The organism is Mycobacterium sp., assembly GCF_049683355.1.
Taxonomy (GTDB): Bacteria; Actinomycetota; Actinomycetes; order Mycobacteriales; family Mycobacteriaceae; genus Mycobacterium.
Window position 1 is genome coordinate 1 of record NZ_JBAUJB010000445.1, and the last position, 16,451, is coordinate 16,451.

Annotated in this window: 22 protein-coding genes; 13 read left to right on the forward strand and 9 right to left on the reverse strand. The window is 68.8% G+C overall.

Translation table 11 applies throughout. The features are described from left to right. Nucleotides 1-81 precede the first annotated feature (81 nt). Nucleotides 82-432 (forward strand): metallopeptidase family protein, encoded by a 351-nt coding sequence (locus WA944_RS25375; protein ID WP_526374687.1) that lies wholly within the window; start codon nucleotides 82-84, stop codon nucleotides 430-432. 66 nt (nucleotides 433-498) lie between these two features. After that, the gene (locus tag WA944_RS25380) at nucleotides 499-705 is read left to right on the forward strand and encodes a hypothetical protein (RefSeq protein ID WP_526374685.1); all 207 of its coding nucleotides are present in this window, start codon (nucleotides 499-501) and stop codon (nucleotides 703-705) included. Here the strand turns inward: WA944_RS25380 and WA944_RS25385 are convergent. Both WA944_RS25385 and pheA read right to left on the reverse strand, forming a co-directional pair. Beyond that, on the reverse strand, nucleotides 685-1,410 hold the full coding sequence (locus tag WA944_RS25385; protein ID WP_526374683.1) for a histidine phosphatase family protein: 726 nt from the start codon (nucleotides 1,408-1,410) through the stop codon (nucleotides 685-687). The genes WA944_RS25380 and WA944_RS25385 overlap by 21 nt on opposite strands. Next, nucleotides 1,407-2,348, reverse strand: coding sequence for a prephenate dehydratase (pheA, locus tag WA944_RS25390; RefSeq protein ID WP_526608493.1), 942 nt, complete (start codon nucleotides 2,346-2,348; stop codon nucleotides 1,407-1,409). The genes WA944_RS25385 and pheA overlap by 4 nt, the downstream gene beginning before the upstream one ends. A 100-nt stretch (nucleotides 2,349-2,448) precedes the next feature. Between pheA and WA944_RS25395 the strand changes: the two genes are divergently transcribed. The 4 genes from WA944_RS25395 to WA944_RS25410 all read left to right on the forward strand — a co-directional run bounded on the left by WA944_RS25395 (nucleotide 2,449) and on the right by WA944_RS25410 (nucleotide 6,037). After that, entirely contained in the window at nucleotides 2,449-3,261 is an 813-nt protein-coding gene (locus WA944_RS25395; protein WP_526375118.1) for a DUF2470 domain-containing protein, read from the forward strand. Nucleotides 3,262-3,298: 37 nt separating this feature from the next. Further along, nucleotides 3,299-4,066, forward strand: a complete 768-nt coding sequence (locus WA944_RS25400; RefSeq protein ID WP_526375120.1) for a CPBP family intramembrane glutamic endopeptidase — start codon at nucleotides 3,299-3,301, stop codon at nucleotides 4,064-4,066. Between the two features lie 104 nt (nucleotides 4,067-4,170). Continuing rightward, complete coding sequence (locus WA944_RS25405) at nucleotides 4,171-5,358, forward strand: LCP family protein (RefSeq protein WP_526647460.1); 1,188 nt, start codon at nucleotides 4,171-4,173, stop codon at nucleotides 5,356-5,358. 124 nt (nucleotides 5,359-5,482) lie between these two features. Then, nucleotides 5,483-6,037, forward strand: a complete 555-nt coding sequence (locus WA944_RS25410) for a ferritin (RefSeq protein ID WP_526373015.1) — start codon at nucleotides 5,483-5,485, stop codon at nucleotides 6,035-6,037. On the opposite strand, the gene WA944_RS25415 is transcribed toward WA944_RS25410, so the two are convergent. From WA944_RS25415 to WA944_RS25425, 3 genes are all read right to left on the reverse strand, one after another. Beyond that, a complete protein-coding gene (locus WA944_RS25415) occupies nucleotides 6,034-6,855 on the reverse strand; it encodes a glycerophosphodiester phosphodiesterase (RefSeq protein ID WP_526373013.1) in 822 nt (273 codons plus the stop codon). The genes WA944_RS25410 and WA944_RS25415 overlap by 4 nt on opposite strands. A 4-nt stretch (nucleotides 6,856-6,859) precedes the next feature. Further along, nucleotides 6,860-7,906: a DUF4328 domain-containing protein gene (locus WA944_RS25420; RefSeq protein WP_526373011.1), complete on the reverse strand. Its 1,047-nt coding sequence runs from the start codon at nucleotides 7,904-7,906 to the stop codon at nucleotides 6,860-6,862. A gap of 61 nt (nucleotides 7,907-7,967) precedes the next feature. Then, a complete protein-coding gene (locus WA944_RS25425; RefSeq protein WP_526373010.1) occupies nucleotides 7,968-8,309 on the reverse strand; it encodes a rhodanese-like domain-containing protein in 342 nt (113 codons plus the stop codon). 317 nt (nucleotides 8,310-8,626) lie between these two features. Here WA944_RS25425 and WA944_RS25430 point away from each other — a divergent pair, with 317 nt between their 5' ends. After that, nucleotides 8,627-8,836 (forward strand): hypothetical protein, encoded by a 210-nt coding sequence (locus WA944_RS25430; RefSeq protein WP_526373019.1) that lies wholly within the window; start codon nucleotides 8,627-8,629, stop codon nucleotides 8,834-8,836. On the opposite strand, the gene WA944_RS25435 is transcribed toward WA944_RS25430, so the two are convergent. Further along, nucleotides 8,787-9,167, reverse strand: a complete 381-nt coding sequence (locus WA944_RS25435; protein ID WP_526373009.1) for a S24/S26 family peptidase — start codon at nucleotides 9,165-9,167, stop codon at nucleotides 8,787-8,789. The two genes, WA944_RS25430 and WA944_RS25435, sit on opposite strands and share 50 nt — an antisense overlap. A gap of 22 nt (nucleotides 9,168-9,189) precedes the next feature. Between WA944_RS25435 and sodN the strand changes: the two genes are divergently transcribed. From sodN to WA944_RS25455, 4 genes are all read left to right on the forward strand, one after another. Next, on the forward strand, nucleotides 9,190-9,612 hold the full coding sequence (sodN, locus tag WA944_RS25440) for a superoxide dismutase, Ni (protein ID WP_526373007.1): 423 nt from the start codon (nucleotides 9,190-9,192) through the stop codon (nucleotides 9,610-9,612). 175 nt (nucleotides 9,613-9,787) lie between these two features. After that, a complete protein-coding gene (locus WA944_RS25445) occupies nucleotides 9,788-10,321 on the forward strand; it encodes a peptidase (RefSeq protein WP_526373006.1) in 534 nt (177 codons plus the stop codon). Between the two features lie 267 nt (nucleotides 10,322-10,588). After that, on the forward strand, nucleotides 10,589-11,269 hold the full coding sequence (locus tag WA944_RS25450) for a TMEM165/GDT1 family protein (RefSeq protein ID WP_526373004.1): 681 nt from the start codon (nucleotides 10,589-10,591) through the stop codon (nucleotides 11,267-11,269). Between the two features lie 459 nt (nucleotides 11,270-11,728). After that, the gene (locus WA944_RS25455) at nucleotides 11,729-12,127 is read left to right on the forward strand and encodes a helix-turn-helix domain-containing protein (protein WP_159232534.1); all 399 of its coding nucleotides are present in this window, start codon (nucleotides 11,729-11,731) and stop codon (nucleotides 12,125-12,127) included. A gap of 6 nt (nucleotides 12,128-12,133) precedes the next feature. On the opposite strand, the gene WA944_RS25460 is transcribed toward WA944_RS25455, so the two are convergent. The 3 genes from WA944_RS25460 to WA944_RS25470 all read right to left on the reverse strand — a co-directional run bounded on the left by WA944_RS25460 (nucleotide 12,134) and on the right by WA944_RS25470 (nucleotide 14,908). Further along, entirely contained in the window at nucleotides 12,134-13,324 is a 1,191-nt protein-coding gene (locus WA944_RS25460) for a hypothetical protein (RefSeq protein ID WP_526373002.1), read from the reverse strand. After that, complete coding sequence (locus tag WA944_RS25465; protein ID WP_526373000.1) at nucleotides 13,321-13,812, reverse strand: ImmA/IrrE family metallo-endopeptidase; 492 nt, start codon at nucleotides 13,810-13,812, stop codon at nucleotides 13,321-13,323. The genes WA944_RS25460 and WA944_RS25465 overlap by 4 nt, the downstream gene beginning before the upstream one ends. Before the next feature lie 61 nt (nucleotides 13,813-13,873). Beyond that, nucleotides 13,874-14,908 (reverse strand): hypothetical protein, encoded by a 1,035-nt coding sequence (locus WA944_RS25470; protein ID WP_526647459.1) that lies wholly within the window; start codon nucleotides 14,906-14,908, stop codon nucleotides 13,874-13,876. A gap of 229 nt (nucleotides 14,909-15,137) precedes the next feature. On the opposite strand from WA944_RS25470, the gene WA944_RS25475 reads away from it, so the two are divergent. Both WA944_RS25475 and WA944_RS25480 read left to right on the forward strand, forming a co-directional pair. After that, nucleotides 15,138-15,794, forward strand: a complete 657-nt coding sequence (locus WA944_RS25475; RefSeq protein WP_526371286.1) for a DUF6474 family protein — start codon at nucleotides 15,138-15,140, stop codon at nucleotides 15,792-15,794. Between the two features lie 11 nt (nucleotides 15,795-15,805). Then, nucleotides 15,806-16,375, forward strand: a complete 570-nt coding sequence (locus WA944_RS25480) for a copper resistance CopC family protein (protein WP_526371283.1) — start codon at nucleotides 15,806-15,808, stop codon at nucleotides 16,373-16,375. The last annotated feature ends 76 nt before the right edge of the window (nucleotides 16,376-16,451 follow it).

Genomic DNA, 16,451 nt, shown 5'->3' on the forward strand with positions numbered 1-16,451 from the left:
CTCCCGCGCCACCACCTCCCCCACCGGGCGCGCCGGCCGCGCCGCTGCCGCCCGCGCCGCCACCCCCGGGGATCTAGCCCGGTGACCGTGCGGATGACCCCGCAACGGTTCGAAGAGTTGGTCGGTGACGCCCTCGACCTCGTTCCGCCCGACCTCGCCTCGGCGATCGACAACGTGGTGATCCTGGTCGCCGACCGGAACCCCGAGGAACCGCAACTGCTCGGCCTCTACGAAGGGGTCGCGCTCACCGAACGTGACTCGTGGTACAGCGGTTCGCTGCCCGACACCATCACGATCTATCGCGAGGCACTGCTGGACATCTGCCGAACCGACGCCGAGGTGGTCGACGAGGTGGCGATCACGGTGATCCACGAGATCGCGCATCACTTCGGCATCGACGACGACCGGCTGCACGAGCTGGGCTGGGCGTGATCAGCACTGCAGATCCTCAGCGCGCGGCAACCCGAATTCGTCGGCCTCCAGTGCTATGAACGGGTCATGACCAGTGAATGCCGCGACTGCCGGGCAGGCCTGGAGCACTGCCACGGGGCACTGATCCACCACGCCTACCTGCGTGCGGAATGCACCGAGGTCGACTGTTACCTGCCCGATGGTGCCCACGTCATGCACCTGGACTGCGCCGCTGTCGGTTGCGCGTGCGACGACGTCGTCCCGGGTGCGGTGTCAGCCCATCGGTTCGGCTGACCGCGACGCGTCGTCGACGGTCGTCACCGCGGGGGCATCCGTCTCGAACGGCGGGGTCAGCAGGCCCCACTGCACGCAGCTCCAGCGGCCCTCGGCGGCGGGGGCCAGCACGACCGACTCGGTGTTGGCCAGATGGTGATCGAGGGCGAACTGACTGTCGATGCCCGCCAGCACCGCCGAGACGAGCCGGATGGCTGCGCCGTGGCTGACCACCACGATGTCGCCCGGGAACGTGTGGTCCTCGAGATAGCGGTTCCTGACTTGTTCGACGACGGGCAGGTAGCGGTCGAGCACCTGTTGCGCCGACTCGCCGCCGGGAAGGGCGAGCGCGTGCTCTCCGGCGTGCCAGCGGCGGTAGACGGCGTTGAACTCGTCGTGGGCGTCGGCATCGCTGCGGTTCTCCAGTTCTCCGACCTGGACTTCATGGATGTCCTCGAACTCGCGCATGCCGGCCGCGAGCGCCCTTCCGCCTCCCGCGCTGAGCCCTGTGGATATCACTGTGGATATCTCTGTGGCGGTCTGCACGGCCCGGGTGGCGATCGAGTGGGCGATCATCGCCGGCGGCCGGGGCAGCCCACGGGCGAAGGATCTGGCCTGATCGCGGCCGAGGTCGGTCAGCTCGGCTCCGGGTGGCCGGGTGTCGAGGCGCCGCTCCACGTTGCCGTGTGTCTGCCCGTGCCGCACCAGGACCAGCCGGCCGCTCACGGTCTGCCCTCCCGCAGCCCGTCCAGCCAGGCCACCGCCTCTGCCATCTGCGGCGGGGCCGCACCCACCGACTGCCCCGTCGGCCACGACCCCAGGTAGCGCACATCGGCGCAGCGCCGGTGCAGCGCGCGCAGCGCCTCGGCGACGGAGCTGTCGTCGATGTGTCCCACGAAGTCGAGAAAGAAGATGTAGGTGCCGAGTTCGGTTCGGGTGGGTCTGGACTCGATCCGGGTGAGGTCGATGTCGCGGATGGCCAGCTCGGTGAGGGCCGAGACCAGTGCCCCGGGCACGTTCTCCAGCCGCAACACCACCGACGTCCGGTCGGTGCCGGTGCATGCCGGCGGCGGGCCTGGAGCACCGACGAGGACGAACCTGGTGCGTGCGTTGCGTTCGTCGACCACTCCCGCCGCCAACGCCTGCAGCCCGTAGCGCTGGGTGGCCAGCGCGGTGCTCACCGCCGCGTCCGCCCGCCCGGCTGCGACGTCCTGGGCGGAGGCGGCGTTCGAATTGGCCGGTACGAGTTGAGCTTCCGGCAGGTGCTCGGCGAGCCAATGCCTGACCTGTGCAGCGGCGACGGGGAACGCCGCCACGGTCCGCACCTGCGAATCCTCGGTTCCGGGACGCACGGCGATGGTGAACGACACGTCCAGCGTCAGTTCCGCGAAGATCTGCAGCGGCGTTCCCTCGGCCAGGCTGTCGAGGGTCGGCAGCACCGACCCCTCGATCGAGTTCTCGATCGGGACGCACGCGAACTCGGCTTCGCCGGAACGGACGGCCGCCAGCGCGGCCGCGGTGCTGTCGGTGGTGATCGGGGTGACGGACTCCTGGCCACCGGGAGCACCGGTAGCTGCGGGCGGAATCAGCCCGTTCTTCGCGATGGCGCGCAGCGCGGCCTCGGTGAATGTCCCCTCAGGGCCGAGATACGCGATGCCAGGCACCGCTTCAGCGTATCGGGTCACCATTCCGCTGCACGAAAGCCTTGCGCCGATCCGCGATCGGTAGTTAAGTTAGCCTCACCTTACGAAGAAAGGTGGCGCAATGGCCTCTCCTGCACCGACCGCGGCCCCCACGACGGCTGAGCGGATCCGCAGCGCGTGCGCACGGGCCGGCGGCGCCATGCTGGCCGTCGAAGGCCTGGAGCCGGCCTCCACTCCCGTGCACCACCTGCTCGGCGATGGTTCGTTCGCGACGACCGTGCCGGTCGACTCGGCGCTCGCCGCGACGGCGGGCTCGGCGGGGACCACCGGAGTGCAGGCGGTGCTGGAGCTGACCGACTACGCACCGCTCCCGCTGCGGGAGCCGGTGCGTTCACTTGTCTGGATCCAGGGCAGGCTCCGCGACGTCCCGATGAGGAAGGTACCGGCACTGCTCGACCTGATCGCCGCCGCGGAACCCAATCCTGCTCTGCTGCAGGTCAATTCCGGGATCGGCAGTTCCGGCTGCACCGCAGAGCCGGAGATCCGCTACACGCTGCTGCGCCTGGAGATCGAATCGATCGTGGTGGCCGACTCCACCGGAGCCGATTCCGTCCCGCTCAGCGCCCTGCTCGGTGCCGACCCGGATCCGTTCTGCGCCATGGAGTCGTGCTGGTTGCAGCACATGGAATCCGCGCACCGCGACGTGGTCGAACGGCTCGCGAGCCGGCTGCCCCCAACGCTGCGCCGTGGCCGGGTTCGCCCGTTGGGTCTGGACCGCTACGGCGTGCAGTTGCGGGTCGAAGGTGACGACGGCGACCACGACGTACGGCTGTCGTTCGCCAAACCGGTGGACGACGTCACCGGGCTCAGTCAGGCGATTCGGGTGCTGATGGGCTGCCCGTTCCTCAACGGGCTGCGCGCGCGGGGCGTCTGAGCGGCCCGGTCGCGCGCGCCCGGCTACCGTGGCTGCGGTGAGCGACCCCGACGACGAACCGACCGATACCCAGCGGCGTGCGCTGCGTATCGAGATCGCCATCGTGCTGGCGGTCACGTTCGCCCTCAGCGCCTACACCGCGCTGCTGAGGCTGGTCGAAGGCGTGCTGCTCGGCCTGTCCGGACAGACGGTGGCGCTCAATCCGCGGCGCTCCTCCTTCGACCTCATCGACCTCGGGTTGAACCTGGCCGGCCTGTTCCAGCTGCTGGCGTGGGGAGCGCTGGCGGTATACCTGCTGTGGCGCAGCGGCTACGGTCCCGCACGGTTCGGGTTGGGACGCATCCGGTGGCGACCGGATGTCCTCGGCGGCATCGGACTGGCCACCCTCATCGGCGTCCCGGGGCTGGCGCTCTACCGGATCGCCCGGATCCTCGGGGCCAACGCGTCGGTGGAACCCGCCGAACTGAACGACACCTGGTGGCGCATCCCCATGCTGTTGTTGCTGTCCTTCGGCAACGGATGGGCCGAAGAAGTTGTCGTCGTCGGCTTCCTGCTCACCCGGTTGCGGCAGCTGCGTGTCAACCCGTGGGTGGCCCTGGTGATCTCGAGCCTGCTGCGCGGCGCATACCACCTGTATCAGGGGTTCGGCGCGGGCCTGGGCAACCTCGCGATGGGGCTGGTGTTCGCGTACATCTGGCAGCGCACCGGCCGGCTGTGGCCGCTGATCATCGCGCACACACTGATCGACGTCGTGGCATTCGTCGGGTATTCGCTGCTCGCCGGTCACCTCGGCTGGCTGCAGTAGGACGTACATTTCTTGCTGTGACCGACAAGCGGCCGCCTTTCCCGGGGCCGACGCCACCTCCCCCCACGCGAGGGGCGCCGGGTCGCAGTGAGCCACCACCGGCGCTGCGGCGCGACCCGAACTACCGGCCTGCCTGGCCGCCCAATCCGGCGACCCCACCGCGCCGATCCCCACCCTCGCCACCTGTACGGAGACCGCCGGCACCACCCCGCCAGTTCCCGCCGCCCCCACCCCGCAAGAGTTCGCCTCCTCGGCCGCCCGGGCGAGCGATGCCACCACCCGCCGCCCCTGCACGTCCCAGCAGAAAACCCGGGCGCTTGCGACGCTGGCTGCGCGTCTTGGTGGCCTGTGTCGTGGTGCTCGGCGCCGCGACGGTCGGGGTCGGGATCTGGGTGCAGACGTCACTGACCCGCATCCCCGCCCTGACCGACTATCCGGAACGGCCGGCCCGGGGCGCGGGCACCACCTGGCTACTCGTCGGCTCGGACAGCCGTGCCGGCCTGACCCCCGAACAGCAGGCCGAACTGGCCACCGGTGGGGACCTGGACTTCTCCGGCTCCGCGCGCACCGACACGATCCTGTTGGTGCATCTGCCCGGCCTCGGCTCCTCGACCCCGGCGACCATGGTGTCGATTCCCCGCGACTCGTACGTCCCGATTCCCGGGTACGGCTCCGACAAGGTCAATGCGGCGTTCACCCTGGGCGGGCCAACGTTGCTGACCCAGACCGTCGAGCAGGCCACCGGACTGCGCATCGACCACTACGCCGAGATCGGTTTCGGCGGGTTCGCCGGTCTCGTCGACGCCGTCGGCGGCGTGACGATGTGCCCGGCCGAGCCGATCAACGATCCACTGGCCGGCATCGAGCTCCCGGCCGGATGCCAGGAACTCGACGGCCGCTCCGCACTCGGGTACGTCCGCACCCGCACGACACCACGCGCCGACCTGGACCGGATGGCCAATCAGCGTCAGTTCATGTCCGCACTCGTCGACCGCGCCACCAGCCCGGCCGTGCTGCTGAACCCCCTGCGCTGGTATCCGATGGCACGCGCGGCGGTCGACACCGTGACCGTCGACGACGGCGACAACCTCTGGGATCTGATCCGGCTGGCGTGGGCGTTGCACGGGGACCCGGCCTCGATCACCACCGGGACCGTGCCGATCGGCGAATTCACCGACAACGGCTCCGGCTCGATCGTGGTGTGGAACAGCGAAGCCGCACAGCGACTGTTCTCCGCCCTGGCGTCGGACGCGGCAATTCCGCAGGACGTGCTCGACGCGGCAAACCCTTAGGCCTGGCAAACTAGTCGACGCGCTGAAACGTACGTCACAACAGCGGTTCAGACTAAGGATATGCTGGCCTGCGTTAGGTCCACCTTCGCTGACAATGGCGTCTGACCTGCTATATCTTGATGCCATGCTCAACACGGAATCTTCTGACGCGACCGAAACCAAGTTCCACGGCTTGCTCGACGAGCAGGTCCGCAGCGAACTCGGTGCATCGCAGCAGTATCTCGCCATCGCGGTGTATTTCGACGGCGCCGACCTACCGCAGTTGGCCAAGCTCTTCTACCGGCAGTCGGTCGAGGAGCGCAACCACGCGATGATGCTGGTGCAGTACTTCGTCGACCGTGACGTGCCTGTGGAGATCCCGGCGGTCGAACCCGTCCGCAACGCGTTCGAGACGCCGCGCGACGCCCTCGCACTGGCGCTCGACATGGAGCGCGCGGTCACCGAGCAGTTCAGCCGACTGGCAGGCACGGCGCGCGACGAAGGCGACTATGTCGGCGAGCAGTTCGTCCAGTGGTTCCTCAAGGAACAGGTCGAGGAGGTCGCGCTGATGACGACGCTGGTGCGCATCGCCGAACGTGCCGGAGCCGACCTGTTTCACCTCGAGGACTTCGTTGCTCGCGAGATCACCACACCCACGGGCGATCCCGCCGCGCCCAAGGCCGCCGGGGGCGCTCTCTAGTCGCGACCGGCGCCGGTCAGGCCGTCCTGCAGCCACGCCTTCGTGCGGCCCGGGTGGTTGGTCGCGATCCAGGCCACACCGACGTCGCGGCAATACTGCACGTCCTCGTAGTGATCGACGGTCCAGCAGTACAGGGCGCGTCCCTGAGCGGCCGCCCGGTCCACCAGCTCCGGATGGTCGCGCAGTGTCGCGATCGACGGCCCGACCGCGGTGGCACCGACGGTGGTGGCCGCGCCGCCACCCAGGTAGCGCGACGTCTCCCCGAGCAGGACCGTCGGCAGCATCGGCGCGGCACGCCGGATCCGCCACACGGCTGCTGCCGAGAACGACATCACCACGGCCCTCGACAGAGCGGCCGACGCCGGTGACGCGATGCCGTAGCGATGCAGCAGCGCCAGCACCTTGCTCTCGACCAGCGCGCCGTAGCGCACCGGGTGCTTAGTCTCGATGAACATCTTGACCGGCCGGTTCCAGTCGAGCACCAGCTTGACGAGGTCCTCCAGCGTCAGCAGCCCGGTGTCGCCGTGGCTGCCGTCGGCACGCCTGCTCGGATGCCACGCGCCGTAGTCCAACTCGCGTAGTTCTGCCAACGTCATCTCGCTGACCAGCCCCGTTCCGGTGGAGGTCCGATCGAGGCTACGGTCGTGCACACAAACCAGGTGGCCGTCCCGGGTCAGCCGCACATCACATTCGACACCGTCGGCGCCCTCCTCGAGAGCCAATTGATAGGCGGCGAGAGTGTGCTCGGGACGGTCCGCCGAGGCGCCGCGGTGGGCCACCACGAACGGGTGACTGCCGAACGTCTCGCCGGAGCTCATGTCGCTATGCTGCCGGGTTCTGCCCTTCGGACTCAACCGCTGGGTCGCCTTTGTCCTTCTCCGGCGCGGCGTCCCGGTCCGCAGCGCGCTCGGGTTCGTCGGTCGCGACCATCACCCAACGCCTCGACGGCCGCTCCACGGGCTGGCGCTCGAAACCGAGGAGGACCTGGAGCGCCAGCAGCAGCGCCGCAAGTGCCAGCAGGTAGGCGACGATCGTGGTCACGGTGTTGTCGGCGATGCGTTGCGGGTCGGTGCTGAAGCTCGTGACGAAGGAGAAGATCGACACCACCGTGCTGAGCACCCAGACGGCCCACCAGGCCACGATGGGCCGGCGCAGCCACCTCTGGCGCGACTCCACCTCTGCCAACTCGATGACGTAGACCGGCGCCCAGGCCAGGTTCACCACCGGGATCAGACAGCCCGCCCGCAGTGCCCAGACCGATCGCGGCTCCGGGCGCCCCTGGTGGGCGAACGCAGCCGATCGTCTTGCGATCAGCCAGTTGGTCAGCAGCAGCGCGCTCGCGACGACCATGAACATCGCGACCACACTGACCGCGACACCACCCCAGGTGGCCGCGGCGGCAACCCACGGGTGCAGAAGCGTGGTGCGGTTGATGATCAGCAGCGCGTAGCGGACCAGGTGGACCATCGCCGCGGCGCCGAGCACCGCCATGGCCGCCACCAGGGTGACCCGCACCGCGGTCACCGATGGACCGCCGCGCTGAGCTTTCTGCTCGGCGGGAGCGTCGAAGTGTTCCACCAGACCCCAGCGCGGAATGACCGGGTAACGCGGCGTCGGCCCGAGTACGCGCCGGGCGGGCCGCGGCGGGGGCGGCGTACCGGGGCGCACCGCGACCCAGCGGTATCCCGAGGGCAGCATGGGTCCGGCAGGTCGGCCGGCGTTGCGGGGCGGCGCCTGGCCGGGCCCCCACTCCTGCGTACCGGAGGGCCCCGACGGTGCAAGCAGCGTGCCGCTGCAGCGTGGACACCAGACCCGCTGCCGGTCGCGTACGTTCCACCGCGTCCCGCACTGGGAACACACCTGGATCATCTGATCAGCCTAATGGGGCGCCGGGGAGTGGACGTACCGCGAGGTGGTGCTGCGTGCCGGCTCAGACCGTGCCCGCACCGCCTCCGTCGCGCACCACGGGACGACCGGCCCCCGCCCAGGCCGACATACCGCCGCTGACGTTGACCGGCTGGTAGCCGTGATGCGCCAAATACTGCGCCACCCGTTGCGACCGGCCGCCGGAATGGCAGATGACATACAGCCGGGCGGCGGTGTCGATCTCGGCCATCCGCGCCGGGATGTCCCCCATCGGGATGTGCCGCGCGCCCGGCGCGTGCCCCTGCTGCCACTCGTCGCCTTCGCGTACGTCGAGCAGGACCACCCCGTCGCCGAAGGTCGCAGGCACGTCGCCGATTGCTGCCTGGGGCACAGCCGTGTCATCCATGGCCACATGCTGGCACGTCCGCGGGGCCGGGCACCACCTGCGCCGGCCGGCAGCTATCCGAGAGCTATCCACAGTTTCCACAGGTCTATCCACAGGCCACGGACGCCATTGACCGTCCTGAGCGCCCCTGTCGGGGCCGCGCGGCCCGCCCGCTGTGGATAACCCCCGCCGCCACGCCCGGGCGATCAACAGGCGCGGCGCCGCTCGAGCGAAATGGCTCGCCTGCTAAGTAATTGGTTTCCGACGGCCGCAGCCCGGTCCCGATTTCTCAACAGCGAACAACAGGGGTTATGATCGGCGTCACACCGTTTGTCTGTGTGACTGATCTCACTGGGGAGGTACTCGCGCGTGTTGGTGAGGAACATCTGATGGCGTCGTCGTCGATGGACTCAGGCTCTGCGTTCCCGCCGTCGGAATGGCATGCCTCGTCGCGCGTCTACAACCGCAGCCAACTGATGGCGTTCCTACGGGCCGGTCTCATCGCTCTTGTGCTGCTGGGTTTCCTGGCCCTGATCGTCCTCTCCTGATCTTCCACACCACCCGGTAGGACCCGACTGCCGGCACCCACCCGAAATCGTGGGAATCGGCGGCGCCTGCGGCGTCCGGGTTGTCCGAGCGGGCTTCGAAGGTCACGCTGTTCCGCCCGCGATACACCTCGCCGACTCGCTTGACGAGCCACTGCGAGGACTTCGCAGGATGGCGGAAGACCCGCAACTGGCCGAGCCGCGGATTCCCGTCACGCAGCGCCAGCAGGCCGTCGCCGGGGCGCAGCGCCGGGCGCATCGAGTCCTCCACGACCACGAAGCTGCGGATCGGCCACCGACGGGAATCAGGTCGCGGCCCATGGTTACGGCGCATGGGCTAAGGGTAAGTTAGGACCATGCTGCATCGACTTTTCTCAAACTCCACCCCCGCCCACGCCCACTGCGACCTGTACTGCGGCGTCTACGACCCCGCCCAGGCAAAGATCGAAGCGCTGTCCTGTCTCAAGACGCTGCAGAAGTACCACGACTCCGACGACGAGCACTTCAAGGTCCGCGCGATCCTCATCAAGGAGCAGCGCGCCGAGGAGGTCAAGCATCACCTGATGGTGCTGTGGGCCGATTTCTTCACCAAGGACCACTTCGAGCAGTTCCCCAACCTGCACCAGCTGTTCTGGGACGGCGTGCACGGCGCGGGTGATGTGAAGAAGTCGCTCGACGTCGCCGTCGCCGAGAAGCTTCTGAAGACCATCGACGAGATCGCCGACATCTTCTGGCAGACGGAGAAGGCCAAGGGCATGGGGGTCTACCCGCCCGCCTGACGTGCCACCGGCACATCCCCACTGACACCACCCGGCTCGGTCCTGTACCGAGCCGGGTTTTGTTTTCGCCGGTTGGCACTCGTGTCCACTTGCGTGCCAGTGGGTATTTGGCGCATCCTGAGCGGATCGACCCACAGTCGTGTCGGGCATTTCTGCGAGGGTGCCGGGAGGCGTAATGGATCTAGGGTCCGGACGGGCGATCGAGATCGTCCCTTTTCATTCACGTGGGTCGCTCAAGGGTTTTGTGGTCTCCGGCCGCTGGCCGGATTCGACGAAGGAGTGGGCGCAGCTTCTCATGGTCGCGGTCCGCATCGCGTCGCTGCCGGGATTGCTCTCCACCACAACTGTTTTCGGGGCTCGGGAAGAACTCCCAGACGAACCGGAACCCGGCACTGTCGGCCTGGTCCTCGCGGAGGGCACTGTTGTCGGCGAATCCGCCATGGCCCCCGGTTATTTCGCAGATCGCCAGCCGCCGGCGCTTTTGATGCTGCACCCCCCTTCGGAAACCACTCCGTCACTTCCCGAATGCAATGGCGCGGCGTCAGGGTGCGTGCTGCTGCCCGGCCTGCCTCATCTGGGCCTGGAGCACCGTGCCGCCTGGGTCGAAGCCGAGTCCGATGGCACCGTGACGTCGATGGTCAGCCGCGTCGGCGTCGACCCGATCAGCCATCCGGACACCGCAATCCTCGCCATGCTCCTTGCCGCGTAAGGATTTTCGAATCCCGACATTCGTGTCCAGATAACACTCGATTCGGCTGCCCGAAATCCCGCCCAGCGGTGGCGCTCTCGGCGATCGGCGACTAACGTCGGTGAGGTCAGCGAAGGGGAGTAGCCCCCAATCGTGGTGTCGACATACTGGCGTGAAGCCCGGCACCCGAACCGCAACCGAGCGTGGCAGCGGTGGGCGAGACCTTCGACCGAAGCCTGGCAGGTCGAGAGCACCGACCTGTCGGCGGAGCGTCGAGAGGTCATTTCCATGCTCACCGCCATCCTGGTCAGCCTCGCGGTGGTGTTCGTCGCCGAACTCGGCGACAAGTCCCAACTGATCACCATGACCTACTCGCTGCGTCACCGCTGGTGGGTCGTGCTGTCCGGGGTGGCGATCGCGGCCATGCTCGTACACGGCCTGTCGGTGGCCATCGGCCATTTCCTCGGGGTCTCACTGCCCGAACGGCCCATCGCATTCGCCGCGTCCATCGCGTTCCTGCTGTTTGCGGTGTGGACCTGGCGGGCCCGCGGCGAGGACGGCGACGACCAGGTGCGGGTTGCCGAGCCTCGCTACGTGCTGTTCGCGATCGTGTCGTCCTTTGTGCTCGCTGAGCTCGGCGACAAGACGATGCTGGCAACGGTCGCGCTGGCCAGTGAGCACAGCTGGGCCGGCGTGTGGATCGGCGCGACGATCGGCATGGTGCTGGCCGACGGAGTGGCCATCGCCGTCGGCACGCTGATGCACAAGCGCCTGCCCGAACACATCCTGCACGGGCTGGCCAGCGTCCTGTTCCTGCTCTTCGGGCTCTTCTTGTTCTTCGACGGCGGCCTGGGACTGCCGTGGGTGGCGGTCGCGGTGACCGCTGCGGTGGCGGCCCTGGCCCTGGCGGTCGCCGTGGCAGCGTGGTTGCGCGACCGTCGGCGCGCCGCGGTGCTCACCGCCCAGTAAACGTCGTCAGACACCCGCCGAACTGCCACTGGCTACTGGCACTTGTCGCGGCCGCCCGTTGCGCGTTCGCAGCCCAACTGTGGGCCGCCACATGGCGTGAAGCGGCATCGCCGGCTACCGAGCTGGGACGCACCGCCAACTGGCCAGCAAACGACGGATACCGCGCATCTCAGAAAAGTAGAGGTTGCCCTGGGAAATTGGGGAAACTTTCCTGATGGGCCGTTCGGGGTGCCGGGAGTATGCTGGCTACGGCGCCGTTATTATTTGCTTAGCCGCACCGTACTGTGGCGGTATCAACCGCCGACACCGACGCCGCTCACGTCAGCAGCGGCGGCCCCACCGGGAGCCGGGTTAACTTTTACTCGGTTTGCACTTGGTTGTGGACTTAACTGTCGCTACGATGATCAGCAAATACGCCGCCCTGAAATCACCGCTTGTCTGCATGTGGAGGTCAATCCGATGAGCAATACGTTTGCCGCTCGCCTGAACCGGCTGTTCGACGTCGTCTACCCGCCAGGACGCGGCCCGCACACGTCGGCGGAGGTGATCGCCGCCCTGAAGGCCGAAGGCGTGACCATGTCCGCGCCCTACCTGTCGCAGCTGCGCTCCGGCAACCGAACCAACCCGTCTCAGGCAACGATGGCGGCGCTTGCCAACTTCTTCCGGATCAAGCCGGCGTACTTCACCGACGACGAGTACTACGAGAAGCTCGACAAGGAGCTCACCTGGCTGGCCGGGATGCGCGACGAAGGTGTTCGCCGGATTGCGGCGCGCACCGTCGGGCTGTCCGCCGAAGCCAAGCAGGACATCTCGCAGAAGGTCGACGAACTGCGTCGGCGCGAGAATCTGGACAATTAGCCCGGCTCAGCGCGGCCCGTCCGCCGGCGAATCAGCCTCGGCCCGGGCACTGGTGGTGAAGCCTCGGGATTCAGGCGTGTGGCGGCGAAACTGGCGAGCGATCTCGAGGATCCATTCCCGGTCCGAATAGGTAGCCGGTTGGCGGAGCCAGGCCAGGCCCGGGAACGCCGCGTACGCGCTGCGGGGTGTCCCTTCGCTACCCGCATGCAGCCACCTGGCAATCGCCGCCGCCTGTTCGACCGGCGAAACCTCTGGCGGATCCAGGTCGGCGAGATCACCGGACCCTCCGTGCACGGCTGTCGCCGCGTCGACGCGGCGTAGCGCACCGTCGGCAGCGGTGGCCTCCATGAACAGCGCGTCGGAGATCAGGGACATCCGCTCGGCCACCCGGAAGACCAGCGGTCCCCGTGGCCGGACCCCGATCCCGACGTCGGGGTGGCGGTGGCCGAGCTCGTCGAGAAGCGGTTGGATCATCCTCAGCTCCCGCCGCGCACCGAACCAGTCCTCCACGCTGGGCAGCAGCGATCCGGCGGCGATGACGAGCATCGCGCAGCCCAGCAGCGTCGCTGCCGCCCCGATCCCGACGAGCCCGCTGGTGCCGACCGCGCGCAGCATGAAGAACGCCAGCGCAAGCACGATCAGCACGATCCCGACCGTGAACACGAACAGGGCCCGCCCACGACGGGTGCGGTTGGAGTGCCGAAGCCCGGCCCACACCACCAGGCTCAGCGCCAGGAGCACGTACAGCATCGGCAACAGCCAGGGCAGCGAGGGGCCCCCGGAGCCGAGATTGCGCCTGAGGTACTCCTCCGGCGACATCTCCGGTTGGCGGCCGTCGGCGAAGAAGAAGGCCAGGCTCGCGCCGGCGATGACGGCCGCAACACTGTACTGCGCGATGGCGATCTTCTTGGCCGTCGCCGGGGTCCGCACCGACGACACCGTCGTGATCATCACGCAGCTGCCGGCGGCACAGCCGATCAGCGCCACCTGACTGAGCCCGATCGAGATGTTCGGCCACCTCAGCAGCGTGTCGATGAGCAGTGTCAGCGGCTGCCAGTTGAGTGCCGCCACCACGCCCAGGCTGCCAAGGGCCAAGATCATCGCCGTGCTCACCAGCGACTGCTTGTTGACCAGCGCCCAGCCGATGCGCAGGCCGGTCGCCAATCCGAGAAGACCGGCGATCACCCAGATGATCAACCAAACGCCTCTCCGAGGCGAACCTGGACGATCGAGGCGCGGTCGGAGGGCAGCCGGCCCAGCCGGTAGATCAGCAGGGCGGCGAAGTCCTCGGCTTCCTGCTCCGCGTCCTCCCCGCTAGGGCCCATGCACCCGGTGCGCTGGTTGAGCATGTAGCCGATGAGCTCGGAGCTGGCCATCTCGGTGTGGTCCCTGGCCGCCTGCACCACCGGGATCCCCTCGTGCCCCAGGACCAGGTGGCCGAGTTCGTGGGCCAGCGTGCGATCCCAGGCGGGTAGGCCCTTCTGGATCAGGAACACGTCGTGGTCGCAGTACTGCCGCCACTGACCGCACACGCCGGGCGGCAGGTCGGCCATCGTGATCTCGATCGGTCGTCCGCGGTCCGCGCTGACCGCGTCGACCAGCCTGGTCAGCGAAACCTCCCCCTGCTTCGGGGCGAGGTCGAGAACCTCATTGACCGCGCGGGTGACGCGACGGCTCGCAGGCATATGACCCCCTCTCCGTATCGTCCACTATCCGCCGCTCACTGCTGCAAAGCGACCGTTCTCACTAGTTCATGTACCGGGCGATGTCCCTGGTGCGCACCGCGTGGCCTGCTTTGGCCTGGCGGTATCCCAGCAATCCGCCGGCGCCGGTGACCACCAGGATTCCCGCCAGGCCCGGCACTGCGAGCACTGCGATCTGCGAGAGGCCGGCAGCACGCAGGTATTCGCCGTAGCCCACCCGGTAGGACGACGCTCCCCCCGCGACGTTGCTGCCGGCGGTGGCCGGTGGCGGCTGTCGGGCAGGCGGCGGCTCGGCGGTCCCCTGGCGCGGACCGTTCGACCGCGGTGAGCCCGCCCCGCCCGTACCGGGTCCCGGCCTAGCACCAGCGCCGCTCGGCGTCGGGACGAGGACGGGCACGCTGACCGGGACCCCCGGCGGCCCGCTCTCTGGCACCCCGCCGACCGGCACCGTGTCCACGACGTCGGGGTCGATCGGTTCGCCGGCGGGCGGCGAGAACTCCGGAGACACCGCCCGTGGGGGGATGGTGAACGGGAGTCCGGCGGGCAGTTCCGCCTCGGGGCGGCCACCGCCACCGCTGTCGGACCTCGGCGGTTCGTCGGTGTCGGGATCCGGCCAGGGCCACCAGGGTGGGCAGTCCCGGTCCTGCTCCGGGTTCTCACAGCACGGCGGCCACAGCTTCCTGTCCTCTGCCTGCCGACCTTCATGAGCGACAACGTCGAGACCGTCGTCGGCGGGCACCGCGGGATCCGACTCCGGCGATTCGCGGTCCTGGCCTTCCTCGCCAATCGGCGCTTCGCGCTCCTCACGGTCCTCGCGGTCCGGCAGGTCCCGGTCGGCTCCATCGGCACGTTTCTCGCGGACGGGGCCGCTGCCGTTCCTCGGGGTGCCGGCGTCGTGCCGGCGGGTGCCCGACGACGTGTCGGACTCGCGGCCCGACGGGTCGGACGTGCGGCTCGAGGTCTCGTCGCCGGTGGACTGTCCCGGGTCGGCGAACGCAGTGGCCGCGCCGACGCCGCCCGTCAACAGCCCCGAGGCCACGAGGCAGGCCGCCGCAGCCATCCGCGCACGCGAACCCACGTCGTCACCACCCCTCGACGTACATGGCCGTCGACGTCGCCGGCGCCGTTTGACCAGATGATGGGTTCGATTCTCGCACAATCGTGATGTGCGGTTTGCTGAGGAGCCCAAACGCCTTGGTCGTCGGGCCGCGGCCACCGCGGAGTGTGCCGAACGCTAGGGTTTGGTCAGCGTGACCGCCGGACATCCGGCGGGATGTGTCGACGACAAGATCTGGGAGGCCGCAGGGATGAGCCTGTTCAAGCGACGCAAATCCCGTGCTACCCGCAGGGCCGAAGCCCGCGCCATCAAGGCGAAGGCGAAGCTCGAAGCCAAGCTATCGGCCAAGAACGATGTCCGCAGGTTCAAGGCGGAGCAGAAGGCGCAGGCACGCGCCCTCAAGGCGCGGCTCAAAGCCCAGCGCGACAGTGACAGGACCGCTCTCAAGGTTGCTGAAACCGAACTGAAGGCGGTCCGCGAGGGCAAGTTGTTCTCCCCCACGAAGGTTCGCAGGGCGCTGACGGTGTCGCGTTTGCTCGCGCCGGTGGTGGTGCCGCTGGTGTACCGCGCCTCGATCGCTGCTCGCGGACTGATCGACGAACGTCGCGCCGACAAGCTGGGCGTTCCGCTGAGCCAGCTCGGACAGTTCTCCGGGCATGGCGCGCAGTTCTCGGCTCGAATCGCCGGCGCCGAGCACTCGCTGCGTCAGTTGTCGGCGAAGAAGCCCAAGGATGCGGAGACCAAGCAGTTCGTCAGCGCCATCACCGAGCGCCTCAGTGATCTGGCGGCCGCGGTCACCGCGGCGGAGAACATGCCGACGGCCCGTCGGCGCGCTGCCCATGCCGCGATCGCCGAACAGCTCGACGGAATCGACGCCGACCTGATGGCGCGCCTGGGCGTGGCCTGACCCTCGATCAGATGAGAGCACCCCAGCGCGGACTACCCGCCGTCGTGACCCGGCTCATCGCCGTGGCCGCGTTGTCCGTCGCGCTCGTCACCGGTGCGCTGGCGGCCGCCGGCGTGGCGGCCGCCCACGCCGCGAGGATCGCCGAGGATCCCGCCGAGAATTCCGAGCTGACCGAGGCACCGGCCCGGGTCAGCGCGACGTTCAACGAAGCCATGCAGGCCCAGTTCGCGGCGATGACCGTGATCGGTCCCGACGGTGTCGGCTGGTCCGACGGAGAGCCCGCCGTCGACGGCGCGGTGATCAGCGTCGGAGTGCGCCCCAGGGCGCCGGCCGGGGACTACACCGTGAACTACCGGGCCACTTCGGCTGACGGGCACGTCGTGTCGGGCTCGTGGTCGTACCGGCTGCTGCCGGCCGCCGGCACCGCCCCAGAGCCGACGACGTCGTCCTCACCGGTTCCGGACGCTGCGCCACCGGCATCGGACACCGACGCCGACGGACTGCCGATTTGGCCGTTCGTCGCGGGGGTGACGGTGCTTGTGGCCGCCGGCGCGGTATGGGCGGTTCGGCGCAATTCGTGACCCGTCGCCGGGCGGTGGCCGGCGATGTGCTCGTCACCGCAGCGGCGTGCGTGACAGCCTGGGCGCTGGCCTATCC

Bases quoted from the DNA above. Each gene is read 5' to 3' on its own strand.
- WA944_RS25445 (WP_526373006.1), top strand. From the start codon at position 9,788: ATGGATCTAGGGTCCGGACGGGCGATCGAGATCGTCCCTTTTCATTCA.
- WA944_RS25415 (WP_526373013.1), bottom strand. From the start codon at position 6,855: ATGAGCTCCGGCGAGACGTTCGGCAGTCACCCGTTCGTGGTGGCCCAC.
- WA944_RS25425 (WP_526373010.1), bottom strand. From the start codon at position 8,309: ATGGATGACACGGCTGTGCCCCAGGCAGCAATCGGCGACGTGCCTGCG.
- WA944_RS25435 (WP_526373009.1), bottom strand. From the start codon at position 9,167: ATGCGCCGTAACCATGGGCCGCGACCTGATTCCCGTCGGTGGCCGATC.
- WA944_RS25455 (WP_159232534.1), top strand. From the start codon at position 11,729: ATGAGCAATACGTTTGCCGCTCGCCTGAACCGGCTGTTCGACGTCGTC.
- WA944_RS25380 (WP_526374685.1), top strand. From the start codon at position 499: ATGACCAGTGAATGCCGCGACTGCCGGGCAGGCCTGGAGCACTGCCAC.
- WA944_RS25480 (WP_526371283.1), top strand. From the start codon at position 15,806: ATGAGAGCACCCCAGCGCGGACTACCCGCCGTCGTGACCCGGCTCATC.
- WA944_RS25450 (WP_526373004.1), top strand. From the start codon at position 10,589: ATGCTCACCGCCATCCTGGTCAGCCTCGCGGTGGTGTTCGTCGCCGAA.
- WA944_RS25465 (WP_526373000.1), bottom strand. From the start codon at position 13,812: ATGCCTGCGAGCCGTCGCGTCACCCGCGCGGTCAATGAGGTTCTCGAC.
- WA944_RS25475 (WP_526371286.1), top strand. From the start codon at position 15,138: ATGAGCCTGTTCAAGCGACGCAAATCCCGTGCTACCCGCAGGGCCGAA.
- WA944_RS25410 (WP_526373015.1), top strand. From the start codon at position 5,483: ATGCTCAACACGGAATCTTCTGACGCGACCGAAACCAAGTTCCACGGC.
- WA944_RS25395 (WP_526375118.1), top strand. From the start codon at position 2,449: ATGGCCTCTCCTGCACCGACCGCGGCCCCCACGACGGCTGAGCGGATC.
- WA944_RS25420 (WP_526373011.1), bottom strand. From the start codon at position 7,906: ATGATCCAGGTGTGTTCCCAGTGCGGGACGCGGTGGAACGTACGCGAC.
- sodN (WP_526373007.1), top strand. From the start codon at position 9,190: ATGCTGCATCGACTTTTCTCAAACTCCACCCCCGCCCACGCCCACTGC.